The following is a 20,163-nucleotide window of genomic DNA, read 5'->3' as shown; positions in this document are numbered from 1 at the left end:
ACTCACCTGCGAGTACGTCCAGCGTTTCCAGGACACCCTCGATTTCGATGTCTTCGGTCATCAGGTATTCCTGGTAGTACCGGTCTCTTAGTTCGCGGCCACGATTAATTTCAGATTCTGATATTCCTGAAACTCGTGCCGTCTCCCACGCGGAAACTCCATTGGCCATATTCGCCAGATATGCGTCTCGCGGGAGATCAATTCCGAGAGATGCCAGCGCTCGTCTGTTTGCGAGGTAATACCACTGTTCTGTTTCGACCAAAACCCTATCATGGTCAAAGAGAATGTATTTCTTCACTGTACCTTCATGTGATCCCTTCGAGGCTGCTTTCCAGACGTGTCTCGATTGATCGGTCCGCCTCTGGAAACTCGAAAGAGCGATCGGTGATCTTCTCGTAAAGGTAGATGTAGCGTCTTGAGAGCTCGACTACAAGGTCATGCGGTGCTGGTGGCAGGACCTCATCCTCGTAAGGGTTGCAGTTCTCCATGAACCAGAGCCGGAGGAATTCTTTGTCGACGCTGTCGGGTTCCTGTCCCTCCCGCATGCGCTGTTGATACGAGTCGGCTCAGGGGTGTGGATCTCGTCGATCAGAAGGATCTCACCGTTCTCGTCACGGCCCATCTCATATTTGGTATCGACGAGAATCAGGCCATGCTCGGCTGCCTTGGCTTGACCGAAGGCGAAGAGTTCCTGCGCGATGCGGCTGCACTGTTCCCAATCATCTGCCGTCATCCAGTTCTCGGACACGATCTCGTCAGGGCTGATCGGACGGTCGTGGTCCTCTTCCTTGGTGGTCGGTGTGAGGTAATTCGTCGGGAGCTTCTGGTTTTTCGTCAGGCCTTCGGGCAGGTCGATGCCACAGTAGTTACGCTGACCACTCTGGTAGACCGTCCAGAGGGAGGTACTCGTGGTCCCGGTGATGTATCCACGCACCACGAACTCAATCGGGAAGACGGTACACTTCCTGGCAATTGTGACGTTTGGATCGGGTACGGATAGGACCTGACAAACCACCATGCGCTCGTCATGTTGAGGACCTGCCCTTTGAAGGGGATAGCGGCCAGCACCCGGTCGAAGGCACTCTGCCGGTCGGTGGTGATGAGTGCCATACGATCCCCAAGATCGTATCGGTCCCGTACTTTGCCTTCGAACTTCTCGCCCTGAGATATATTCGTCTCAATAAGGCAGTTTTCGAGCTCCTGTCGTATTCGATCCGTGTAGCCCTCTGGGGTGTAGATAGGGTTCTCCATGCCGGCCCATGCTCTCTCAGTCATTCTTCCTCCGTTGCTGTGCTCCTTAAGCGCTGTGATCACAAGGTCGACGATCATCGCTGGCCAGACTTTGAGGACTCCCAACCCACCGCCATCGCGACGCATACGGTCCCGAAACAGCTGGACCATCAGCTCTCCGTACTCGCGCCGATGCTCCCTTGGGTAGGCGACAAGCAGCGCTCTGTAGAGTTTCTCGGACAGCACGTTAGGCGCCCTGTTTCCTCGGGGATGTCGGTCGTCTGCTCCTGGCGGTTAGTACGAGGTGTTCCAGTCTTCCGACTTCCGCATCGAGCACGCGTCCGCCCAGAGTAGTCATCCTGTAGTAGCGGCGACGCTGGTCATCCAGTTCGGGGTCCGGTCGTTCGTCGCTCTCCTCTATGAGGCCTGATCCCAGCATCTGCTTGACGGCGCCGTACAGGGTGCCCGGCCCCATGGTGATCGCCCCATCGGTGAAGATCTCCACCTCCTGCATGATCGCGTAGCCGTGTTTGTCTCCAGTGGCCAGCGCCATCAGGATGTGAAACTGTGCCGACGGGGCGGTCCGTCAATGCCCGGAATGTCCTTTATGCAGTCGAAGTCATCTATATTCCATGCCGATATATCGGCACACGATACATTAGAGCCGACAGCACAACTTGTCAACCGCTGCGTGTCCACAGATACTGTATCAGTCTGGTAGGTGGAACTGTCATGCTGAGAGAAGTGAACCGGAGCGAAGCATCTTCCAGCCCTCAATGTTGCGTGGTCATCAGATGCTTCGGCATCTGCCTCAGCATGACAAAAAGCGCTACCGACCAAACTGGTACAGAGTCGTGTCCACACATTCCCACGGCCTAAACGATCAATCGATATGAAAGAGCACTCTATTCTCTGAGCTTTCCGGGATGGAAGCTGTTGCCGGCTTCCTCACCCCGGTCGCGATCTTCGCGCTGTTCACCTGGCGTCAGCGACTCGACGACAGTCTCTGCGCCGAGAAGTACGGCGAAGAGAAGTGGGCAGAGTACCAGGCACGAGTGAAGTACCGGATTCTTCCCGGCGTCTACTAGTACTAAGTCCAGACGGAACCGTCATACCAGCGACCCCAACCGTTACACCGGTGACCCCAGCCGTCATACCAGCAGCCCCAACCGTCATACCGGCGACGCCAGCCGTCATACCGGCGAAGGCCGGTATCCAGAGTTCGCGTCAGATCTAAGTATGACGAAACAGCCTGGCCACGAGAGCATCCACGTTGGGCTGACGTATACGAAAAACCCTAGAGCCAGAGAGCGCTCTGCTGATACCCGCCCGTCGCGTGGAGCGCCGTCCCTGACACCCAGCTCGCGAGGGGACTGGCCAGGTAGAGGACTGCGTGACCGATGTCTCTCGGCTGTCCCGCACCCAGGGGATATTGGCTTTGCCGGGCAGCAGTATGCTCTGGAGACCAGCCAAAGTCCCTGGACATGACCAGCCCCGGCATGATTGCGTTCACCCTCACGCCCCTGTCGGCCACCTGTGCTGAGAAGCCGGCGGTCAGGCCTATGAGGCCTGCCTTGCTGGCGTTATAGGCGGGAGAACCGTCCCTCCTTGCAACTCTCGCGGACTGGGAACTGATGTTTACGATGCATCCACTGCCGGCTTCCAGCATTGGCCTCAGAGCAGCCTTGGAGCAATAGAACACGCCGCTCAGGTTGACGTCTATGACCCGTTGCCACTCGTGGTCGGGAAGGTCCCACGCATATCCATCAGGGTCATCTATGCCGGCATTGTTGACGAGAATGTCCAGACGGCCATACTCCTCCAGCGCCAGGTCAATCAGAGAGTCGGCCTGCTGGGGACTGCTCGTATCCATGATCATGGTGGTCACCTGCCCACCTCCCTGGCGTATCTCTTCCGCCGTGGAGTCGGCTTCCTGAATGTCCCCGATGACGACGCTGGCCCCTGCCTCGGCCAGTACAAGCGCAATGCCCCTGCCGATACCCTGGGCCGCCCCGGTTACTATGGCCACCTGCCCATCCAGTCTTACGTCTACTGTCATCGTGCTACGTAACCGTCCTGCATACAGTGTGGAATGAAGAGGTCAGGGAGACTTGGTAACGTTTGGGTTAGACAAAAGACCCTGCCGACGCCCAGAGTAAGATCCACACTTCCACAGGTCAAGCTTTTTCGCGACACTCGAAACTGTCCCAGATTAGCAGGCGCCCTTTGCTGGAGCGCGGGCATCTTGCCCGCATTCGTTCGCCCTGAGCTTGTCGAAGGAAGCTTGCCTATTGAACCGCCTACTAGTCTGGTACAGCATCCGCTTGCTGCGCGACTTTGACACCTTCGCAGAATTGGTGATAGCCTCCGGCATAGTCCAGTGGGCTGTTACCGATGTGGGAGTCTTGCGAAGATTCCTCGCCCAGGGACTCTAATGCGCACCATGCATATACCCTTTACCAGCGCCCGAACGGGGCGAAGCCACCCAATCTCGCTGTACTATCGTGGCCGCGAGCGATACAGGTATCCCTGCGACCCTTAGCTGCTCCATCCCATCTATTGGGGTTTTCCGCCCTTTCTCCCGGGTCCCTGGCCTCAGCCTCAATGCCGGGTCAACCTGCGGCTTCTCTAAGCACCAACTGTTCCGTGACGCCCTGGATCGTTTGCAGCCCTGCGTCGTGCGGCGTACAGCCAGGTCAGAATTATCCTATTCACTCAGGGGAATCGTGTCGTCAGAAGTGTTGCGCACCTGTCCCGTGGAAGACTCCGAATCACCAACGGCAACTGACTCGTTGAGCACATCGGAGGAGCAAAACATGGTAAGCAGATTTTCTGAACAGGAGACCGAAGCATATTACGACTCGCAAGATGTCACATACCAGCTGGTTTGGGACGAAGATGGAAGCGTCCACTGGGGCCTTTTCGGCGAAAACGGCAACAAGGACTTCCTCACAGCGTGCGACAGGTTGAACCGGACGATGGCCGAAAAGGGCTGCATTGGCCAGGACTCATCGGTCCTGGACCTGGGCTGCGGCAACGGGACCATCGCCATCTGGCTGGCTGGAGAGACCGGCGCAAGGGTGACGGGCATTGACCTCAGCGGAGTCCGTATCGAAAACGCACTGGAGAAACGGGCTGCGCTATGCACCGAACTCAGGGACAGGGTAGCCTTCGAGAAGGCCTCTGCCACTGACCTTCCCTTCCCTGACGGCTCATTCACTCATGTGTGGAGCCAGGCCGTAATATACCACGTGCCGGATAAACGTAAGATCCTGAGCGAAGTCCACCGGGTTCTGGAGGACGGAGGGATTTTCGTGTTCGACGACCTGTTCAGACCTAAACGGGACATCACACCCCAGGCCCAGACCTACGTCTACGACAGGCTGCTGTTCGACACCGAATTCACCTTCGAGTCGTACAAGCAGGCCCTGAAGGACCAGGGCTTCGAAGTTTTGGAGGCCTTGAATGTGTCCCCACACCTGAAGCAGAGCTATCTGGCCTTGTCCGAGCGTACGCCGAAGGATGAAACTTTGGATGACGCCGAACACTACCAGTGGCTGACCACCGCCTACATCGAAACTGCCGCCTCCGTCGATAGAAACGAAGTGGGCTGGGGTCTCTTCATCTGCAGGAAGTAACATGCCAGACAGTCACAACAGAGTCCAATGGGTGTACTCCTCATCCACCAACCAGGAGTTGGAAGAGCGCTACGACCAGTGGGCAACGCAGTACGATAAAGACCTGGCTGAGGAGTTTGCCTGGAACGCTCCGCAGACAGCGACCGAGTTGTTCGCCAGGCATGTCCCCACCGGGACGAAGATACTCGACGCAGGAGCGGGGACCGGACTGGTGGGCGAATGTCTGGCGCAGCTGGGGTACCAGGACCTCCACGCCATCGACCTCTCTCTGGGGATGATGGAGGAAGCTCGTCGAAAGGGCCTCTACAAAGACTTGCGCCAGATGACTCTCGGGGAGGATCTGGGCTACGACACCGACTCCTTCGGCGCTGTAATCAGCGTGGGCGTGTTCACCACAGGCCACGCTCCGGCTCATGCTTTCGACGAGCTGGCTCGCATCACCAGGCCCGGTGGGTTCATAGTGTTCAGCCTGCGAGTGGACCTGTATGAAGAGGGTGGGTTCAAAGAGTATCAGGCGGGCCTGGAAGAAGCCGGCAAGTGGAAGCTGGCCGAGCTATCTGGGCCCTTCCACCCTCTGCCCAAGGGGGAGCCCGAGGTAATACACCGCATCTGGGCCTACCAGGTCACCGCCTGACGGCGTTCCTCACCGATTCAAGAGCCCGCACCGGGGCCTCAAACCAGCAGGTGCGAGCCGGACGGTTGCTCGCACCTGTACCGCGGACATACCATCAGGACACACGAAAGTCCGAATGGAGAAACGCGATGAACTATCGACCCTTGGGAAACACCGGTCTTCAGGTGTCCGAAATCGGGTTTGGCTGCGGCGACGTCGGCGGCCTGATGGTCCGGGGCGAGCGCATCGATCAGGTGAAGGCCGTCGCGCGGGCCATGGAATTGGGAATCAACTACTTCGACACCGCTTCGTCCTATGGCGGTGGCCAGTCGGAGACCAACCTGGGCCATGTGCTGAAGGAGCTGTCGGCCGACGTCTACGTCGGTACCAAGTTCCGGGTTACCACCAACGAGCCGGGGCACATCAGGGGCAACGTCATCGCCTCTGTGGAGGAGAGCCTTACCCGGATGCAGCGAGAGCAGGTCGATCTGATTCAACTTCACAACCATGTCGCGTCGACAGGGGGCGATGGCTCGGTCACTCCCGAAGAGGTGCTGGGCGAGGTGGTGGACGCGATGAGAGATCTGCGCGACCAGGGCAAGGTCAGGTTCTGGGGTATGACCGCGGTGGGGGAGACTGAGTCACTGCACCGGGTTATCGACTCGGCAGCCCTGAACTGCGTGCAGTCGGTGTACAACCTGGTCAACCCGAGCTCCGGATCGGATGTCCCGTCCGGATTCGATATGCACGACTTTGGGAACCTGATCGGGCGCGCCTCAGCCAACGGCATGGGAGTGCTGGTGATCCGGGTACTGGCGGCGGGAGCGCTGACCGGCGAGGCTGTGAGACACCCCGTCGCCGTTCCGACCGTCGCTCCAATAGGCTCAGGTCGCGACTATAATCAGGACCTGTCGAGGGCAGACGGATTCCGCTTCCTGGTACAGGATGGGCATGTGGACAGTCTTGTGGAGGCGTCCCTGCGGTTCGCCCTGAGCAACGCCGGGGTGAGCAGCGTGCTGGTGGGCTACTCGAGCCTGGAGCACCTTGAGCAGGCCGTCGACTACGCCGCCAGGGGGCCGCTTCCATCAGGGGCGATGACCCGTTTGCCAGGGGTCTGGGCCGGATTCGGAGGGTCATGATGAGCGTTTCGCTGGACTGGTTGGGAGTATCCACCTACAGGCTGGTCGTCGATGACCTCGTCATCTTCCTCGATGCCTACATCGACCGGAACCCGGCGGCGGCGCCGGTCGGCATTCGGGTAGCGGATGTTCAGAGGGCCGATTACGTCCTGGTGGGGCACTCCCACTTCGACCACCTCTGGGGAGCCGAGCGCATCGCCCACCAGACGGGCGCGACCATCGTCGGCTCCCACGAGTCGGTAAGGCTGATGGAACAGGAAGACGTGCACGGTGATCAGTTGGTCGCCGTGGCTGGTGGGGAACGGGTAAGGCTGTCAGACAGCGTAACGGTGCGAGTATTCCCCAGCCAGCACTCATGCATCTGGAGCACCACCGGGGCCTCGGGAGAAGTCTGCCTGGGAGACCTGGGACTGACACTGGACGAACGTGAAGCGAACCTCAGAAACTGGGCGGCCCAACGCGCCTCGTCCAACGTGCCGGGAATGGCAGAGGCAGAAGCCCACATGGTGGAGTGCGCTCAGCGGCCGCGCGGAGAGGGCGGAGCGCTGGCTTACTTCATCGAGACCCCGCACGGCAGCATCCTGTGGAAAGACACCTCGGGGCACTGGACCGGTATCCTGCGCGACCTTCGGCCCGACGTTGCGCTGCTGGCAGCCGCCGGCCGTGGCAATATAGACGGCGAGCCTATCCAGGGTACACTCGCGCAGTTCGTCGCCCGGGAGGCCGACCTGTTGCGTCCCAGGAGCATCGTGCTAGGCCATCACGACAACTGGAACCCGCCCGTCACCAGTCCCACAGACATGGAGCCCATAGAACGCGAGCTCTCCCGCCAGGCCCCCAACGTCGAACTGATCCAGATGGACTACCTTGAGGACTATCCTATCCTGGGCCGGTAAGATGGCAGCAAGAGGAGTGTAGATCCATGGCTGCAGAACCTGTTCACATGAAAGAGCTAATTTCAAGGTGTCAAGGCGTGGGCTGTGCCGGCAGACCAGGATACATGAAGCGCTACTTCTTCCTGGTCGACCGCCCCGACATCGGGAGCGAAGGCACCGTGTACTCATGCGACCACTGCACCCGCCTCCACATCCTCCAACCCGACGGCACCCTAAAGCCAAGCTAGGGCAGTTCAACCTGTCACCCCGGGGGAGGCAGACGACTGCCGGTCTGCTCTCTGTTCCATCCGCTCGTCGGCCACGTTGTCCCCATAGCACGGTAGGTCGAAATTCATGATATGGCCGGAACCATGAACATGGACTATGATGGATCCGCCTAGGGGAGGCAGCCTGTGGCGAGAGGAAAATCAGGCCAGATGCTTAGACTGACCCATATATTGCTGTCAGTCGTGCTCGCTGTAGTACTGGCCGGATCTGTTGTGGCCTGCAGCTCTTCGGAAGAAGACGCCGCCCCGGCTCCGGCGGCCCGGGCAGCCGCCGCACCTGCTGGGCAGGTTTCCGAGCAGCAGGCCCAGAGTCCGGCGCCTGCGCCTCCCGCTCCCGCGCCAGCCGCAGCCACGGAACCACCAGAGCAGGGGCCAGCCGGATTCGACCTGAATAGAGTGCAGACCGCCCTGGTGCAGCAGCAGCGTGTCATCATCAGGACCGTCGATCTGGAACTTGTCGTAGGGGACGTCGCAAGTTCAGTCGACGAAATTGCCGCAGTGGCGCGCCGGTTTGGAGGATGGGTCGTATCGTCCGAGAGGACTTCAAAGCACGATGCTATTGTGTCCGTGCGCGTGCCGGCACAGTCTCTCGACGAGGCGGTCTTTGGTATCAGGGAAGTGGGCATTGAGGTGGTGTCGGAGCTGTCCAGCAGCCTGGACGTCACGGAAGATTATGTCGACACGAAGTCGAGGCTGACCAGCCTTAGAGCCACGGAGCAGGCGTTGCTGAGCCTGTTTGAGCGAGCGGTCGAGGTAGAAGATGCGCTGGAAGTACAGAACCAGCTGGCCACCCTCCAGGCTAACATCGAGGCCATGCTTGGACGGATCAGGTACATGGAGGAGACGGCTGCATTCTCCCTCATAAACGTCAGCGTAGAGCTTCCTCCGACCGTCCTGCCTGTGGACGCGGGTGGTGACCGCGTGGTGAGGGCAGGGGAGCCGGCGAGATATCAGGCCCACTTCACTCCACCGCCAGGGATCGAGGAGTTCACGTTCAGCTGGGACTTCGGCGACCACTCATCGCCTGTCACAGGGACAGGACACGCTCCAACCACCGTCTCTGGTCAGCACGTGACGGCGACGGTCAGTCATGTCTACGAGAGCGACATCGACTCTCCATACATAGTCCGGTTGAAAATCACCGGTACCGGAGACGCGGGGCTTGCAATTGGCTCCGCCACGCTCAGGACGACCGTCAGGAAGATTCCGACCATCGAGGCGTACGCCGGGTCCGACCGCACAGTCGAACAGGGACAGAGTGCCGAGTACACGGCCTCCTTCACGAGGTCGGATGAGCTGGCCAACTTCCGTTACACCTGGGACTTTGGCGACGGTACCGCCCCTGTGACTGGTAGCCCCGAGCCGGGCGAGTCCAGGATCACTGTCACGCACGCATTCGACAACCATCGCCCGCAGGCGTACCGGGTTGCCTTCACCGTAACCGCGGACAGCGACGCGGGTGAGGTCACCGGGTCGTCCGGTTTCGGAGTGCGAGTGGAGGAGTCGGAGGGACTGGTAATCGCCGGGTGGAGCGCAGGCAAGAACTTCAGGGAAGCGAGCAGGGCGCTGTCCGCTGTGCTGCAGGTGATCGGGACCGTGTTGATATGGGTCGCTACGTTCAGTCCGATCTGGGCGACCATCGCAGTGGTCGTCTTCGTGGTGGTCAGATTTAAAGACCGCCCCTTAGTAAGTCCAATTGCAAGGGTCTTCAGCAGCAGCCCCAGTACCCCAAGACGGGTCGAAGCCGAGGCTGAACCCAGCTCAGAAGCGCCGACCTCTCAAGAGGACGAGGTTGCCGATAGTGAGCCGCAGAGCAGAAGTGACTAGGGATACCTAGTACCGGTTCCAGTAAATTATGGTGACTATGATCGTTCGTCCTGAGCTTGTCGAAGGACCGTATGCCAGCCAAGCTATTCTGTTAAAACCATCTGGAAACGGCAGTAGCCCGGATCTGCGACCCCCCGCCCCTAGACCTCCCTGAACTCGACCACCCCCGCCGACCCGAGCGCGTTGGGACCGTCGTCGTCTGGGCCTGTCGGGCCTCCGCGCCGCGCCTTGCCGCTCCAGTCCTCGATCTGTACCTCTTGGCTTCCCTCGGAATTCTAGACCTAAGCCATCCCACTGTCCGCTCATCCCAGTCGATGCGTATAATCAACACTGCCGGTACACGCCACATCAGGACACGGGACATCAACTCATGACGCAGACCTTACAAGAGACTCTACCCGACGAGAGAGGGCGCTTCGGCCAGTTCGGAGGCAAGTTCGTGCCCGAGACGCTCATGGGCGCGATCCACGAGCTCGAGACCGAATACCGTGCCGCCCAGGCCGACGAGGAGTTCCAGGCCAGGCTGCAGAGCCTGTCCCGCGACTACGTCGGCAGGCCCACGACGCTCTACTACGCCGAGAACCTGACACGAGAGCTCGGCGGAGCGCGCATCTTCATCAAGCGCGAGGACCTCGCACACACCGGCGCACACAAGATCAACAACGCGCTCGGACAGGGCCTGCTCGCCCAGCGGATGGGCAAGCACCGCATCATCGCCGAGACCGGCGCCGGGCAGCACGGCGTCGCCACCGCCACCGTCTGCTCCATGCTCGGTCAGGAGTGCATCGTCTACATGGGCGAGGAGGACATCCGTCGCCAGGCGCTCAACGTGTTCAGGATGAGGCTTCTAGGCGCAGAGGTTAGGTCAGTAACCAGCGGCAGCCGCACCCTCAAGGACGCCATCAACGAGACGATCCGCGACTGGGTCACCAACGTCGAGACGACCCATTACACCATAGGGAGCGTCGTCGGCCCGCACCCGTATCCCATGATGGTGCGCGACTTCCAGGCCATCATCGGCCGCGAGGCCCGTGAGCAGCTGCTGTCCACCGTAGGCAGGCTGCCCGACTACGCCGTCGCCTGCGTCGGAGGTGGTTCCAACGCGATGGGCCTGTTCTACGAGTTCGTCAATGACGAGAGCGTGAAGCTCGTCGGTGTCGAAGCCGGAGGACTCGGAGTCGAGACCGGCGAACATGCCGCGACCCTCACCGCTGGTCAGGTCGGAGTGCTGCACGGCAGCATGTCGTACCTGCTCCAGGACGAAGACGGACAGGTCCACGAGCCGCACAGCATATCCGCAGGCCTCGACTATCCTGGCGTGGGACCGGAGCATAGCTGGCTCAAGGACACGGAAAGGGCAGAGTACGTGAACGTCACCGACGCTCAGGCCCTCGAGGGCTTCCAGCTTCTGTGCAGCACCGAGGGCATCATCCCCGCGCTTGAGCCTTCACACGCGCTCTACTACATCTCGCAGCTCGCTCCCAAACTCGACCACGAGCAGATCATCCTGCTTGGTCTCAGCGGCCGTGGCGACAAGGACATGGACACCGTAGCCGCCCAACTGAATGTGGAAGGAGTCTGACCATGAAGATGACCGTCAAGATACCGCTGATAGCGACGGTGCCGCTGGATTTGGAGCCGCAGCCGGAGGGCGGGTACACAGTAACGTCGCCCGTGATCCCGGGGATGGTGACGGAGGGCGATACGGTCGAGGAGTGCCTTGTAAACGTCTCGGACTGCTTCGACTTGATGCTGGAGATATACGAAGACGAAGACAAGGCTTTTCCAGAAGGCATGATCGTCGTGGACACTGACAAGCCTGTCATCCCCGCAGAGACAGCGGACACTGATGAAGACAAAGTGATGGTTGCGGATTTGTGAGATATAGGGAGGTCGTCCGAAAGCTAAGACGACTCGGCTGCCTGGAAGTTACCAGGAAGCGGCAGAGCGGATCTCATAGGCGGTGGTCCAACCCAGCCGCAGGTCAAAGGGCTTCTATACCAGACCATGGTCGCCATGATCTGAAGATCGGCACCCTGCGCTCCGCAATCCGCGACCTCGGCATCGACTGGCAAGAATTCAACGACGCTTAGAACTTGAAACGGCCGCAGTCGCGCCCCGGAGGGATACACCTTGGCGAGTACCAACCAGCAGACCCCAAACATCATCTTCATTCTCAGCGACGATCAGGGCGCATGGGCGATGGGCTGCGCCGGCAACGACGAGCTCGACACGCCCAACCTCGACCGCATCGCTACCACCGGAATCAGGTTTGAGAACTTCTTCTGCGCCTCTCCCGTCTGCTCCCCGGCCCGAGCCTCCATTCTCACCGGCCAGATACCGTCCCAGCACGGCGTCCAGGACTTCCTCCGAAAAGGCAACTCCGCTTATTCGTCTCGGGACGGCGTCGAGATCGAGTACATGCGCGGACGCAGGTCATATATCGAGGTCCTTGCTGAGAACGGCTACTCCTGTGGACTGAGCGGTAAGTGGCACCTCGGACGCTCCGCGCTGCCGCAGCTTGGATTCGACTACTGGAACGTCCACGCTGAAGGCGGCGGCAACTACTACCGCGCACCCATGATCGAGGACGGGGAGTTCTACCAGCCCGACGGCTACGTCACCGACGTCATCACCGATCACGCCCTCGAGTTTCTCGACACGCAGCTCGATTCCGACGCCCCGTTCTCGCTGAACGTTCACTACACGGCACCGCACGCGCCGTGGGGTAGGGAGCACCATCCCGCAGACGTCTTCGACAGGTATCACGACGAGTGCGCCTTCGACTCCGTCCCGGACGAGCCGATTCACCATAGGCAGCTCGACAAGGAACCCGGCGCTGCCACCCTCGGCGACACTCCTGAGAACCGCAGGCTCGCCCTGAGCGGCTACTTCGCCGCGATCGAAGAGATGGACAGGAACATCGGACGTCTGCTCGACTGGCTCGAGGAGAACGGACTGCGTGAGAACACCATCGTTGTCTTCAACGCCGACAATGGCATGAACATGGGCCACCACGGCATCTGGGGCAAGGGCAACGGCACCTACCCGCCCAACATGTTCGACACCGCAGTAAAGGTCCCGACTCTGGTCTCCAGGCCCGGACACGTACCCCAGGACCTCGTCTGCGACAGGCTGCTGAGCCAGTATGACTTTATGCCCACGTTCCTCGGATACCTCGGATTCGAAGCCGACTCAGACCAGCCGCTTCCCGGCAGGGATTTCTCTCCCGTACTCAGGGGCGAGTCGATGGCCGGAGACACCCCAGTCTACGTGCTGGACGAGTACGGCCCCACTCGGATGATCCGCACACAGCGCTGGAAGTACGTCCACCGTTACCCCGACGGCCCCAACGAGCTGTACGATCTCGTCAACGACCCGAAGGAGACCCGCAACCTCGTCGACGACCCCGCATACGCCTCGCGCGTCTCAAGTCTGAGGTCCGACCTCGAAGCCTGGTACGACACCTACGTCGACCCCCGCATGGACGGCGCCAAGAACAACGTCACCGGCCGAGGCCAGATCGGACTCGCCGGCTCCGAAGACTACCCCAAACCCTTCGCAGACGACATAGTCCTCTTCCACGACCGGTAGTGACAGATCCTAGCTCCCCGTCGACAGGTAGTGCCGCACCCCGAACTTCCACACCTGTAGCGCCACGAGCAGGAACCCGACCCCGATAGCCGGGCAGACATACCCGAACCACACCGGCGACCCCAGCGGGTCCGCCACTCCCATGATCGCCAGCGATGGGAAGTAGCTGACGCACGCCAGAGGCACCCCGAACGTGAATAACCGCCTGAACCACGGATGGTAGATCGAGATCGGGTACTGCGTCGTCTCCACTCCGCCGTACGTGACCGTGTTCATGATCTCAAGTGTCTCCGTCGTCCAGAACGCCAGCGTCGCCTGCAGCACCACCAGCCCCATGAACAGGCATATGCCGCCCACCACCGTGCCGAGCATCAGCCCAACCTTTATCACCGACCAGTCCAGCTCGAGCCCGACACTCGCCCACATCAGCACGATCAGACCCTGCGCGAGCCGCCCGACGCGCCTCAACGTCAGCTCCTGACCGGCGAGCTGTAGCGCAGTCGACCTCGGCCGCGTGAGCAGCCGGTCGAACTCGCCCGACTTCACCATCGAGCCGAACAGGTCGAACCCCCTCGACATCGCGTCAGCAAACGCGAACCCGATGTTCACCAGCCCGTAGATGAAAGCCACCTCGTGCAACGACCACCCCACGAGCGTCCCGAACCGGTCGAACAGCACCAGGATCGCCACGAACTCCAGCCCCGTCGTCACCATGTACCCCAGCGCCAGCATGACGAACGACGCCCGGTACTGCATCTGGCTTCTGATGGACACCTCCAGGAAGCGCGCGTATATGTACACGGTGTTCAGCATCCCTGTCTCACCCAGGAAAGTAACATTAGCTCCCACCTGGGGTGGGTGGCTCTCACTTCTAACTCCTCTCCACTCACTCCTCGAGAACTGCACTTGTGCATTTCTCTCACCCTCCCTGGACCACCAGCCGACGCTGCCCCAGCGACAGCAGCCAGCGCCCGAGCAGCACGATCGCCGCGACCCACACCAGCTGGTGCGCCAGTTGCAGCGGCAGGTCACCCGCCGGGATGTGCCCGAGGTAGAACCGGTACGGCGTATCCACCAGCCCCCTGAACGGCAGGACGTTCAGCACAGTCTGCGCCCAGTCCGGGAATAGCGGGATCGGCACCAGCATCCCCGACAGCAGTCCGACGACTCCCGGCGCGAGCGCGAACACCCCGTCGCCCGAGATCGTCCACATCATGGTGATACTGAACAGCGTCGTGATCGCGCTGCTCAGCAGGATTGCCCCGATCATCGACGCCACGAACGCACCGGCAGCGCCCCACGAGTCCGGTGGGTTCATGCCCATGAACAGTCCCGCGAACGCGATCAGCGGTGCTGCCCTCAGCAGCGTCGGAGCAGTGCGAAACGCCAGCGCGCGACAGTACCAGAAGCCGTACAGGTCGACCGGCCTCAGCAGCTCATAGCCCACGTTGCCCGTACGGATCAGCGCCCGCAGATCGTTGTCCTGGTTCCACGGCAGCATCGCGAGAAACGCCTGCCCCAGCCACACGTACGTCAACACGTGGTCGAGTTCCATAGGCTGCTCAGCGGTCGTCGACCGAAAGAACGCCTGGAAGGTCATCACCCGGATCAGCCCCCAGAACACCTGCGTGCCCAGACCCGCAAACGCCGCCGCCCTGTACTGCAGCATCGCCCTGAACTGAGCACTCAGCACCGCCCAGTAGCTAATCATCGTTGGGTACGCTGACGTACCCCCTCTCCCTCAGGGAGAGGGTTGGGGTGAGGGTGAAAAGCACCAATACATACACCCTTGCCAGAGGCACGAATCTGCTTGCACCCATGCGGCTCTCACTCCTCACTCCTCTTCGCTTACTCCCCAAGTCGTCATTCCCGCGAAAGCGGGAACCCAGAGGGGCTAGGGGGCGGCTCTCACTACTCACTCCTCTTCACTCACTCCTTGGATGAAGCCTCACCCTCATAGATACCCGCAACGATCTCCTCGATCGGCGGATTCTCCACGAACAAATCCCGCACCGGATGCACCGACGTCACCCGCCCGATCAGCTCCGCCGCCGATACCGACTCCGGATCGAAGCTCAGCGCCACCCGCCGCCCGATTCGCTCCGTCACCCTCGCATCCGGGTCGGATATCTCGTCGCCCTCATCCACGAGTTCCACGACGAGCCGCCGCTCGTTCGAAATCCGCCGCCGCAGCTCGTCCAGCCCACCATCCGACAGTATCCCCTGTCGCACAGCGCCTCGATGTCGTCCATGTCGTGCGTCGTCAGGATGACCGTGATCCCGCGCTCCCTGTTGAACCGCCGGATGAAGTCCCGGAACGCCAGCTTCGACACCGCATCCAGCCCGATCGTCGGCTCGTCCAGGAATAGGATCGACGGCGAGTGCAGCAGCGCCGCAGCCAGGTCACACCGCATCCGCTGACCCAGGCTGAGCTGCCGCACAGGCACGTCCAGCAGCGACCCCAGGTCCAGTACCTCGATGAACTCGTCGCGGTTGCGCGCGTACACGTCACGCGGCACCCGGTAGATGTCCCTCAGCAGGTCGAACGACTCGATCACCGGCAGGTCCCACCATAGCTGCGTCCTCTGCCCGAACACGACCCCGATGTCCCGCACGTGCTCCTGACGCTCCCGCCACGGCACACGCCCGAGGATCTCGCACCTGCCCGAGTCCGGCACCAGGATGCCCGAGATGATCTTGATCGTCGTCGACTTCCCAGCGCCGTTCGGCCCGATGTAGCCCACCAGCTCCCCCGGCTCTATCGAAAACGACACCCCATCCAGCGCGTCGATCGTGTGGTACCGGCGGTGGACGACACCCCGCAGCGCACCCACCAGCCCCGGGTCGCGCTCCCCGATCCGAAAGCGTTTGACGAGGTCCTCAACAACAATCTGAGACATAACACCACGCCCACACTGCTAGGGAAAAGCCAAATCCTACACGACCCACCAGCAGCATTGTAGGGCCGGTTCGCGAACCGGCTCTCTCCCCACATGGATGGACAAAGGAGTTGAAGACAACCATGAGCACCAACCGACGGCCCCCTCTCCCTTGACGGGAGAGGGCTGGGGTGAGGGTGAAAACCCATCCACCGCATCACTAAATTCTTGAAACTATGATAAAATCTGCCCCAATCCCACCCGCCCCTCCGGGCTTGGGCCGACCCCTCTGTCCTACTGGGTCCTGTCAAAGGCTGATCCGCGAAACCCATCCGTCATTCCCGCGTTCGCGGGAATCCAGGGGTGGAGAGGGGCCACACAGAGCCCATCCGGAGCAGCGCCAACAGCGGAGTTTCGACATGGCTGGACATTCCAAATGGAAGCAGATCAAACACGCCAAGGCCGTCACCGACCAGCGCCGAGGCAAGCTGTTCACCAAGCTCGCGCGTGAGATCATCGTCGCCTCACAGCAGGGCGGCGGAGACCCCGACGCCAACTTCAGGCTCCGAATGGCGATCCAGCACGCCAAGGACAACATCGACCGCGCCATCAAGCGCGGCACCGGTGAGGGCGGCGACGGCGTCCAGATGATCGAGGCCGTCTACGAGGGTTACGGCCCCGGCGGCGTCGCCATCATGCTCGAGACCCTCTCAGACAACCGCAACCGCACCGTGTCCGCCGTGCGCACCACGCTCACCCGCGCCGGAGGCAACCTCGCCGAGGCCGGCGCAGTCTCCTGGCAGTTCGAGAAGCGCGGAGTGATAACCATCGAGGCCGACGATGACGAGGCCGACGACCTCGCCCTCGTAGCCATTGACGCCGGAGCCGAGGACGTCGACACCGACGACTCGATACTCCAGGTCTACTCAGAACCCAGCACCCTCGAAGATGTCCGAAGCGCCCTCGAGTCCAGCGACGCCTCAATCAGCTCCTCCGAGGTCTCCCTCATCCCAAGCCACACCGTAACCCTAGACACCCGCATGGCCGGACAGATCCTGCGCCTCCTCGACCAGCTCGAAGAGATAGACGACGTCCAGCAGGTCTACTCCAACGCCGACTTCCCCGACGAGGCCCTAGCCAACTACGAAGGGTAGGGGCGGCTAACTGCATCAGCCTAACGCTCACTGTCTGAACTCTGATTTATGTGATTAGGGGATTGTCATGATTACGTAGGTGGTCGGCGCACTTGGTTCGTAATCACATTAATCATTGAATCAGACGAATCAGAGTTCAGACAATCTCACCAAGCTCATCAATCAACCAATCACACGCCCCACCACCCGTATAAAGATCAACAGCCTCCTCGAAAAGGTCGGCTGATAGCATTCTACGCGGCGTCCTCTCTCCGACGCTGTAAGTGCTTGAAGGCCTGTCCGAGAAGCTCCCGAAGTTCCTCCGCGATCTCCGGATGCGGGTCTCCTGCCAATGCCTTGCAGGCAAGTTGCTCAGCCTGTCGAAACCGGTTGCTGTTGAACGCCATCCATCCTGCGCTACGGTGAAGTACTGACCACGTGGGCTCTGACGGATCACCTTGCTTTTCCATTTCCTTTATGGCAGCAAGCTCCAGCTCCAGCGCCTCCGCGTAGCTTTGGACAGTCAGGTCCTCGTTGCCCTGACCGCGTGCGAGGATAGCCGTTTCGACGAGATTCATCGCCCGATCATGTAGTTCCTTGGCCGTACTCATTTCTTCTGGACCTCGTCAGGAAGAAGACTCAGGACGTGAGCGGCTTCGACTCGATAGGTGGTTGTTAGAATCACGTGGCGCGACCTAGTGCCCAATAGAGATTGTCTGGGCCTTCCCCAACGTTAAACACTTCTGAAAAATGTTTAGGTTCACCATTGACGAACAGAGCAATGTCAACACGGTATAGCCCGCTCTCTAACTTGATCGCCTCTTGATTTTGGCTTGCTGGCAGGAAGGCAGCATTTGATGGTCGATCCCAAACCACCGGCACAATACTGGCTCCGACGCTGAAAGTAGGTGGTAGCTCAATTTGCATGCTTACAGCATCGCCCGCGTAAATTGGGAGTTGCCTTACGGGAAGTATGATTCTATGGCTTCCTTCCTCCGAGACTCGATATTGTGCATGGACGCTCTGAAAAGACTCGCGATGAGCGAGCCTCTTCAGAAACCTGTGCCTTATCGGCGGATTCTCTAAGTAGACGATCAAGCATCGATCACTACCTTCAGTATGTAGTTCAAAATTAGTTTTGAGGCTGGGCCTCCCCCACACTGTCTGGGCGAACGGTCTTATCCCCATCGCGAACGCCAATACACCGAAACTGCCCATGATAATGCAGGCCCAGTCCCACCACTGCATGAAGTCATGCTAGCACACGACTCTTGAGGAACAGGCCAGGTGCGGTATGACCACACTCTATCGATCGGATACCTGAGTGAATACGAGGTATCAAATTTCCTGGACTCGGAACGAACTGATCACCCGCTTCGAAAAGAAGATCCAGGACACAATCAACCGCGTCTGGGCCGAGTGACAACCGCCACAACAAACACCCACTCCCCCTCCAACAACCCCTTAGCGCCCCTTCGTGCCCTTAGTGGATAATCCCCCTTGACCCAAACCCCACAGCAGGTATATCATCCTTAACAGAACATCAGTACTATTCCAAATTCACCATTCCCAATTCCAAATTGACCCTAGCAACCATAATCCACGACAGGACCAACGACGGGACCTCCATCGTCGAGTTCCTCTTCGCCGTCATGCGCGACGAACTCGACGGCTTCAAACCCTGCCACAGGCTCGACGCAGCCAAACTCCTCGTCAAGTACGACCGTGACGAGGCTCGAAACTATCTCCTCGATTACCCACCCGAACCGTCCCAACCAGGACTCGACTCCCGCTCACCCGTCGACACCTACTTCAATCAGAAGCTAGCCAAAGTCATCCAGGAGTCCACCGACGACGGACGCACAGTCTGCCGATTCCTCATCAACGTCATGGACGGAGCCCTGAGCGCCTTCAAACCCCACCACAGGCTCTCAGCAGCCAGAGAACTCCTAGAAAACATGCCACCCCCCGTCGTTCCGGCGAAGAACCTGATCACACTCGAGGAGACGCGACTGTAGGGGCGGTTCGTGAACTGCCCTCTCCCCGTCGTTCCGGCGGAGGCCGGAACCCAGAGGAGGGAAGCGAAGGTGGCACTCACTCCTCAACTCCACCTACCCAACCAACAAAATCAGAGAAATCCCCCAATCCGACGAATCAGAGTCCAGACAATATCACCCCAGATGAAGACGACATCCCCTGGGACGAGATCAACAAGATTATCGACGACGCCATCGAAGAATCAAACCGCATCCTCGCAGAGCAGGGCATAGACCCAGACAACCCTCCCTACGTCCCGGACTACTCGGCATTCGACTAGGCAATGGAAAACTCCGACAGGTGGTTCGAGGAGTGGAAGAACTCGATCGACCCAGAGGAGTACGAGGCGGTCATCAAGGAGACAGCCGAGAGGTTCGACGCCAAGATCGACAGACGCATCGAACGTCGCAAGCAAATCAAAGCCGATCGCGAACGCCGGGAGAAAGAAGAAGCCGAACGCGAGGCAGAACGAGCCAGGGCCAGAGCCGAAGCTAAGGCCAAGGCCGACGCAGAATCCGCCGCGGCAGAAGAGGAAGAAGCCCTCGGCCCTCCGCCAACCAAAGAAGAGCACGAGTTGGTCTCGGCCACACCCAGCATACCCGGCACCCCAGGTGCAAGCTGCACGACGGCCCAAAGCGCTACCCCGAAGACGACCGCAACAGCCCCTACTACTCCAGCGGCCGAGCACCCCCCGGAGCAACCACCACCTCCGACATCATGGGCATCCCCCACCACTTCTGACCCCGCCGGTGAACCGGGTCGCTACATGAGATGTCTATCCACGAAGGGCGCGAAGGTGCTCGAAGGATGTATTGAATTTGACTACGCTGGTTCTAACAGGCTGCTGAAGAACGGGTTTCAGGGCGGCGTAGTGAGCGTGGCGGTCGCGTAGGAGCGCTCATTCGGACGAT

The 20,163-nt window shown here is 60.2% G+C and carries 21 protein-coding genes and 2 pseudogenes; 15 read left to right on the top strand and 8 right to left on the bottom strand.

Annotated elements, in window-relative coordinates; all coding sequences use genetic code 11:
* The 3 genes and pseudogenes from J4G14_12175 to J4G14_12165 all read right to left on the bottom strand — a co-directional run.
* A partial coding sequence (locus tag J4G14_12175) for an HAD family phosphatase (GenBank protein ID MCE2458552.1) occupies nt 1-298 on the bottom strand: 298 nt, incomplete at its 3' end.
* A 7-nt stretch (nt 299-305) separates the two neighbouring features.
* A pseudogene (locus J4G14_12170) lies at nt 306-1,251 on the bottom strand (phosphoribosylaminoimidazolesuccinocarboxamide synthase).
* 226 nt (nt 1,252-1,477) lie between these two features.
* Nucleotides 1,478-1,783 carry a helix-turn-helix transcriptional regulator gene (locus tag J4G14_12165; protein MCE2458551.1) on the bottom strand — a complete coding sequence of 102 codons (306 nt, stop codon included), beginning with the start codon at nt 1,781-1,783 and terminating at the stop codon, nt 1,478-1,480.
* 373 nt (nt 1,784-2,156) lie between these two features.
* Between J4G14_12165 and J4G14_12160 the strand changes: the two genes are divergently transcribed.
* Nucleotides 2,157-2,318, top strand: a complete 162-nt coding sequence (locus tag J4G14_12160; protein MCE2458550.1) for a hypothetical protein — start codon at nt 2,157-2,159, stop codon at nt 2,316-2,318.
* Nucleotides 2,319-2,527: 209 nt separating this feature from the next.
* Here the strand turns inward: J4G14_12160 and J4G14_12155 are convergent, their stop codons facing one another.
* On the bottom strand, nt 2,528-3,289 hold the full coding sequence (locus J4G14_12155) for an SDR family oxidoreductase (protein MCE2458549.1): 762 nt from the start codon (nt 3,287-3,289) through the stop codon (nt 2,528-2,530).
* 232 nt (nt 3,290-3,521) lie between these two features.
* On the opposite strand from J4G14_12155, the gene J4G14_12150 reads away from it, so the two are divergent.
* From J4G14_12150 to J4G14_12100, 11 genes are all read left to right on the top strand, one after another.
* Complete coding sequence (locus tag J4G14_12150; protein ID MCE2458548.1) at nt 3,522-3,665, top strand: hypothetical protein; 144 nt, start codon at nt 3,522-3,524, stop codon at nt 3,663-3,665.
* A gap of 381 nt (nt 3,666-4,046) precedes the next feature.
* The gene (locus J4G14_12145; GenBank protein ID MCE2458547.1) at nt 4,047-4,868 is read left to right on the top strand and encodes a methyltransferase domain-containing protein; all 822 of its coding nucleotides are present in this window, start codon (nt 4,047-4,049) and stop codon (nt 4,866-4,868) included.
* Between the two features lies 1 nt (nt 4,869).
* A complete protein-coding gene (locus tag J4G14_12140) occupies nt 4,870-5,502 on the top strand; it encodes a class I SAM-dependent methyltransferase (protein MCE2458546.1) in 633 nt (210 codons plus the stop codon).
* Between the two features lie 128 nt (nt 5,503-5,630).
* Nucleotides 5,631-6,620 (top strand): aldo/keto reductase, encoded by a 990-nt coding sequence (locus J4G14_12135; protein MCE2458545.1) that lies wholly within the window; start codon nt 5,631-5,633, stop codon nt 6,618-6,620.
* On the top strand, nt 6,620-7,516 hold the full coding sequence (locus J4G14_12130) for an MBL fold metallo-hydrolase (GenBank protein ID MCE2458544.1): 897 nt from the start codon (nt 6,620-6,622) through the stop codon (nt 7,514-7,516). Before J4G14_12135 ends, J4G14_12130 begins: the two co-directional genes overlap by 1 nt.
* Nucleotides 7,517-7,542: 26 nt before the next feature.
* Nucleotides 7,543-7,743 carry a hypothetical protein gene (locus J4G14_12125; GenBank protein MCE2458543.1) on the top strand — a complete coding sequence of 67 codons (201 nt, stop codon included), beginning with the start codon at nt 7,543-7,545 and terminating at the stop codon, nt 7,741-7,743.
* 189 nt (nt 7,744-7,932) lie between these two features.
* Nucleotides 7,933-9,609 (top strand): DUF4349 domain-containing protein, encoded by a 1,677-nt coding sequence (locus J4G14_12120; GenBank protein MCE2458542.1) that lies wholly within the window; start codon nt 7,933-7,935, stop codon nt 9,607-9,609.
* Between the two features lie 370 nt (nt 9,610-9,979).
* A complete protein-coding gene (gene trpB, locus J4G14_12115; GenBank protein ID MCE2458541.1) occupies nt 9,980-11,191 on the top strand; it encodes a tryptophan synthase subunit beta in 1,212 nt (403 codons plus the stop codon).
* Nucleotides 11,192-11,193: 2 nt separating this feature from the next.
* On the top strand, nt 11,194-11,490 hold the full coding sequence (locus tag J4G14_12110; protein MCE2458540.1) for a type II toxin-antitoxin system HicB family antitoxin: 297 nt from the start codon (nt 11,194-11,196) through the stop codon (nt 11,488-11,490).
* On the top strand, nt 11,487-11,702 hold the full coding sequence (locus tag J4G14_12105; protein ID MCE2458539.1) for a type II toxin-antitoxin system HicA family toxin: 216 nt from the start codon (nt 11,487-11,489) through the stop codon (nt 11,700-11,702). Before J4G14_12110 ends, J4G14_12105 begins: the two co-directional genes overlap by 4 nt.
* Nucleotides 11,703-11,811: 109 nt before the next feature.
* Entirely contained in the window at nt 11,812-13,203 is a 1,392-nt protein-coding gene (locus J4G14_12100; GenBank protein ID MCE2458538.1) for a sulfatase-like hydrolase/transferase, read from the top strand.
* Between the two features lie 9 nt (nt 13,204-13,212).
* Here J4G14_12100 and J4G14_12095 read toward each other — a convergent pair whose 3' ends face one another.
* The 3 genes and pseudogenes from J4G14_12095 to J4G14_12085 form a co-directional block, all read right to left on the bottom strand.
* Nucleotides 13,213-14,016: an ABC-2 family transporter protein gene (locus tag J4G14_12095; GenBank protein MCE2458537.1), complete on the bottom strand. Its 804-nt coding sequence runs from the start codon at nt 14,014-14,016 to the stop codon at nt 13,213-13,215.
* Between the two features lie 106 nt (nt 14,017-14,122).
* Nucleotides 14,123-14,914: an ABC-2 family transporter protein gene (locus J4G14_12090; GenBank protein MCE2458536.1), complete on the bottom strand. Its 792-nt coding sequence runs from the start codon at nt 14,912-14,914 to the stop codon at nt 14,123-14,125.
* Between the two features lie 218 nt (nt 14,915-15,132).
* A pseudogene (locus J4G14_12085) lies at nt 15,133-16,103 on the bottom strand (ATP-binding cassette domain-containing protein).
* 398 nt (nt 16,104-16,501) lie between these two features.
* Here J4G14_12085 and J4G14_12080 point away from each other — a divergent pair.
* On the top strand, nt 16,502-17,236 hold the full coding sequence (locus tag J4G14_12080) for a YebC/PmpR family DNA-binding transcriptional regulator (GenBank protein MCE2458535.1): 735 nt from the start codon (nt 16,502-16,504) through the stop codon (nt 17,234-17,236).
* 233 nt (nt 17,237-17,469) lie between these two features.
* Here J4G14_12080 and J4G14_12075 read toward each other — a convergent pair whose 3' ends face one another.
* Complete coding sequence (locus J4G14_12075; protein ID MCE2458534.1) at nt 17,470-17,826, bottom strand: hypothetical protein; 357 nt, start codon at nt 17,824-17,826, stop codon at nt 17,470-17,472.
* A gap of 969 nt (nt 17,827-18,795) precedes the next feature.
* Here J4G14_12075 and J4G14_12070 point away from each other — a divergent pair.
* Together J4G14_12070 and J4G14_12065 are read left to right on the top strand one after the other, a co-directional pair.
* Nucleotides 18,796-19,233 carry a hypothetical protein gene (locus J4G14_12070; GenBank protein ID MCE2458533.1) on the top strand — a complete coding sequence of 146 codons (438 nt, stop codon included), beginning with the start codon at nt 18,796-18,798 and terminating at the stop codon, nt 19,231-19,233.
* A 302-nt stretch (nt 19,234-19,535) separates the two neighbouring features.
* The gene (locus J4G14_12065; GenBank protein ID MCE2458532.1) at nt 19,536-20,144 is read left to right on the top strand and encodes a hypothetical protein; all 609 of its coding nucleotides are present in this window, start codon (nt 19,536-19,538) and stop codon (nt 20,142-20,144) included.
* The last annotated feature ends 19 nt before the right edge of the window (nt 20,145-20,163 follow it).

Source organism: Dehalococcoidia bacterium (assembly GCA_021295915.1).
Classification (GTDB): domain Bacteria; phylum Chloroflexota; class Dehalococcoidia; order Lucifugimonadales; family UBA1123; genus VXRN01.
Note: the sequence above shows the minus strand (reverse complement) of the source record. Positions and strands in the feature narration are given on the sequence as shown.